This window comes from Plantactinospora solaniradicis, assembly GCF_042658085.1.
GTDB lineage: Bacteria > Actinomycetota > Actinomycetes > Mycobacteriales > Micromonosporaceae > Plantactinospora > Plantactinospora solaniradicis.
This window is the reverse complement of record NZ_JBHSPR010000136.1, coordinates 1-4,646: the sequence shown is the minus strand read 5'-3', so window position 1 is coordinate 4,646 and position 4,646 is coordinate 1. Positions and strand designations below refer to the sequence as shown.

Here is a 4,646-nt window from a genome sequence, read left to right as displayed (position 1 = left end):
GTCGGCGTGGACGACAACTTCTTCGACCTCGGCGGACACTCCCTGCTCGGCGTCCGGCTGATCTCCCGCATCCGGGCCACCCTCGGCGTCGAACTCGAAATTCGTACCCTCTTCGATGCACCCACCCCCGCCGAACTCGCCGAGCGGTTGGGCGGCCAGGACACCGGCCGGACCCGCCCGGCATTGCGGGCTGCCGAGCGTCCGGGGCGGGTGCCGCTGTCGTTCGCCCAGCGCCGGCTCTGGTTTCTGGCCCAGCTGGAAGGCCCGAGCTCGACGTACAACATCCCCACGGTGCTCCGATTCTCCGGGGACGCCGATGCGGCAGCCCTGGAGGCCGCCGTGCGGGACGTCATGACCCGGCACGAGTCGCTGCGTACCGTCTTCCCCGTCGAGGACGGCGAGCCCTACCAGCGGATCCTGGACCCACGCGAGCTGAGCTGGAACCTGCGGGCCGAGCAGGTGGAGCCCGCCGAACTCCCGCGCCTCGTGGGCCAGGCCACCCGCCACCTGTTCGACCTGTCGACCGAGCTGCCGATCCGTGGTTGGCTGTTCCGGGACGGCACGGACGAGCAGGTGCTGGTGCTGGTGATTCACCACATCGCCAGCGACGGCTGGTCGCGTGGCCCGCTCATGAGGGACCTTGCCACCGCGTACGCGGCCCGGCTGCAGAGCGAAGCGCCGAACTGGACGCCGCTGCCCGTGCAGTACGCCGACTACGCGTCCTGGCAGCGCGACCTGCTCGGCGAGCCCGGCGACCCGGACAGCCTCCTGTCCACCCAGGTCGAGTACTGGCGACGGACGTTGGCCGACGTGCCGGAGGAGCTGAATCTGCCGATCGACCGGCCCCGGCCGGCGACCGCCAGTCACCGTGGGCACGCCGTGTCGATGTCCGTGCCGGCCGAACTGCATCAGCGGCTGACCGAGCTGGCACGGGAGGAGGGCGTCACCCCATTCATGGTTATGCAGGCCGCGTTCGCCGTCCTGTTGTCGCGGCTCGGCGCGGGCACCGACATCCCGATCGGCTCGGCGATCGCCGGGCGTACCGACGAGGCACTGGACGACCTGGTCGGCTTCTTTCTCAACACCTTGGTCATCCGAACGGACGTCTCGGGCAACCCGCAGTTCCGGCAGGTTCTCCGGCGCGTACGCGAGGCCAGCTTGGGCGCCTTCGCACATCAGGACGTGCCGTTCGATCTGCTGGTGGAGGAACTCGCGCCGACCCGGTCGCTGTCTCGCCACCCCCTGTTCCAGGTGATGCTGACCGTGCAGAACACCGGGCCTGCCGCGCTCGACATGCCGGGAAGCAAGACCGGCGCCGGGTCCGCCGTCACCAACAGCGAGCGGCTCGTTCCGGCGAAGTTCGACCTGGATGTCGTGGTCTCGGAGGCGTTCGACGCCGAGGGCCGGCCCGCCGGGATGCGCGGATCGGTGGTCGCGGCGGCCGACATGTTTGACGCGGCCACGGCGCGCCGGCTCGCGGACGGCGTCCTTCGCGTGCTGGACACGCTGTCGCGGGCTCCGGATGTGCCGCTGCACTCGGTCGATGTCCTCGACCCGGTGGAGCGCGGCCGGTTGCTGCTGGAGTGGAACGACACCGCGGTCGCGGTGCCGGTGACCACGATCGTGGGTCTGTTCCATCGGTGGGTCGAGACCACGCCGGACGCGGTAGCGGTGGTGGCGGGCGGCGAGCAGCTGACGTACGCCCAGCTCGACGCCCGGGCCAACCAGCTCGCGTGGCGACTGGTCGACGTGGGGGCCGGCGCGGACTCGGTGGTGGGCCTGTGCCTGCCCCGCTCGATCGATGCGATCGTGGCGATCGTGGGTGTCTGGAAGGCAGGGGCGGCATACCTGCCGGTCGACAGCCAGCTGCCCGCGGACCGGATCGCGTTCATGCTGGCGGACAGTTCCGCACGGCTGCTGCTGACCGGAGGGGAAGCGGCCGAGGCCGTCGCCGGTGGACCGGCCGGCGTGCCGGTGGTCCGGCTGGACGACCGGCGGTTGCTGGACGGGTACCCGCAGACGCCGCCGCCGGTCACGGCGGACCGCTCGGCTCTGGCGTACGTCATCTACACCTCCGGATCGACCGGAACACCGAAGGGCGTCGGCATCGAGCACGCCGCACTGGCGAACCTGGTCTCGGTGTTCGGCCCGGAGGCGAGTCTGGCTGCCGGCGTGGGGATGATGCAGTTCTCGTCGTTCAGCTTCGATGCCTCGGTCCTGGAGTGCGCCCTGGCGCTGGGATCGGGCGCGCGGCTGGTGATGGCCTCGGCGGAGCAGCGGACCCAACCGGCCCTGCTGCGGGAGCTGACCGGGGTACAGGTGGCGTTCGCCCTGCCGTCCCTGCTGTCGTTCCTGCAGCCCGAGGACCTGCCGGAGCTGCGGACGTTGCTGGTGGGCGCGGAACCGATCGACGAGGCGACGGCGCGGACCTGGTCGGCCGGCCGCCGGCTGATGAACATCTACGGGCCCACCGAGGCCACGGTCATGGTCGCTGGTGGTGAGGTGGACGGTCAGCGACCGGGCCCGGTGCCTTTCGGCGGGCCGATCGGGAACACCCGGCTGTACGTCCTCGACGGGGTACTCGCGCCGGTACCGGTCGGTGTGGCCGGTGAACTGTACGCATCCGGCGCCGGTCTGGCCCGTGGGTACGTGGGCCGTCCGGGGTTGACCGGTGAACGGTTCGTGGCCTGCCCGTTCGGCTCCGGGGAGCGGATGTACCGCACCGGTGACCTGGTGAAGTGGACGACGGACGGGCAGCTGGTGTACCTCGGTCGCGCGGATGAGCAGGTGAAGATTCGCGGGTTCCGGATCGAGCTGGGTGAGGTTGAGGCGGCGGTCCTCGCCTGCGCCGGCGTGGCACAGGCGGTGGTCGTCGTGCGGGAGGACAACCCCGGAGACAAGCGGCTGGTCGCGTATGTGTCGGCGGCCGACGACGTACGGGGCGACCGGCTCCCGGCGCGGGTACGGGAGGCGGTGGCACAGCGGCTGCCGGACTACATGGTGCCGGCCGCGGTGATGGTGCTGCCGGAGCTGCCGGTGCTGAGCAACGGCAAGGTGAACCGCCGGGCACTGCCGGCCCCCGAGTACACCACCGGGACCGGACGCGGTCCCGCGAACGTACGGGAGGAACTGCTGTGCGCGGCCTTCGCGCAGATCCTCGGACTGTCCAGCGTCGGTGTCGACGACAACTTCTTCCAGCTGGGCGGGCATTCGCTGCTCGCGGCGCGGCTGGCGTCGCGGATCCGCACCATGCTGGGCGTCGAACTGCCGCTGCGGATGCTGTTCGAGGCGCCCACGGTGGCGGGTTTGGCCGACCGGCTGGCCGGCGCGGGCACGGACAGCGTCCGGCCGGTGTTGCGGGCGGTGGCGCAGCGGCCGGGGCGGGTGCCGTTGTCGTTCGCGCAGCGCCGGTTGTGGTTCCTGGCGCAGTTGGAGGGTCCGAGCCCGACCTACAACATCCCGACGGTGCTGCGGCTCGATGGTGATGTCGACGCGGCGGCGTTGGAAGCCGCGTTGCGGGACGTGATCGCCCGGCACGAGTCGCTGCGCACCGTTTTCCCGTCCGAGGACGGCGAGCCGTACCAGCGGGTCATCGACATGGCGGAGCTGGACTGGAGCCTGCTGGTCGCCGAGGTGGGTGCCGAGGGCATCGGCGAAGCGGTCGGACGGGCCAGCGCGTACGCGTTCGACCTGGCGACCGAGGTCCCGGTCCGCGCCTCGCTGTTCCGTCCCGGACCGGGTGGCGACTCGCAGCGGCACGTGCTGGTGCTTGTGGTGCATCACATCGCCGGTGACGGCTGGTCGATGGCGCCGCTGGGGCGGGATCTGTCGGTGGCGTATGCGGCCCGGTCGCGTGGTGCGGCGCCGGAGTGGGCGCCGTTGCCGGTGCAGTACGCGGATTATGCGTTGTGGCAGCGGGAGCTGCTCGGCCGCGAGGACGACCCGGAGAGCCTGCTGTCGGTGCAGATGGACTACTGGCGGCGGACGCTGGAGGGCGTACCCGAGGAACTGGCCCTGCCGCACGACCGACCCCGACCCGCCGTGAGCAGCCATCGTGGCCACACCGCGCCGGTCCACGTCCCGGCCGAGGTCCATCGGCGGCTGGCGGAGCTGGCGCGGGACGAGGGCGTGACCCCGTTCATGGTGTTGCAGGCGGCACTGGCGGTGCTGCTGTCGCGGTTGGGTGCGGGCACCGACATCCCCATCGGGTCGGCGGTCGCCGGTCGCACCGACGAGGCCCTCGATGCTCTGGTCGGATTCTTCATCAACAGCCTGGTGATCCGTACGGATCTGTCGGGTGATCCGGAGTTCCGGGAGCTGCTGGCCCGGGTGCGGGAGACGACCCTGGGCGCCCTGGCGCATCAGGACGTGCCGTTCGAGCGCATGGTCGAGGAGCTGGCGCCGACCCGGTCGCTGGCCCGGCACCCGCTCGTGCAGGCGATGCTCACGATGCAGAACACCGACCGCGCGAATCTCGAGCTCTCCGGAACACGCGCCGGCGCCGGCAGGGCGCCCACGGACCGGGTGACCGACACTACTGCCAAATACGACCTGTACGTGTCGGTGGGCGAGGCGTTCGACCGCAGCGGGGCCCATGCCGGGCTTCGGGGTGTGGTGACGGTGTCGGCGGATTTGTTCGATGAGGG

The 4,646-nt window shown here is 71.2% G+C and carries 1 protein-coding gene; it reads left to right on the top strand.

From position 1 onward, the window contains the following. Nucleotides 1–4,646 (top strand): amino acid adenylation domain-containing protein (locus ACFP2T_RS47855; protein WP_377434755.1); only part of this gene is annotated, 4,646 nt, incomplete at both ends.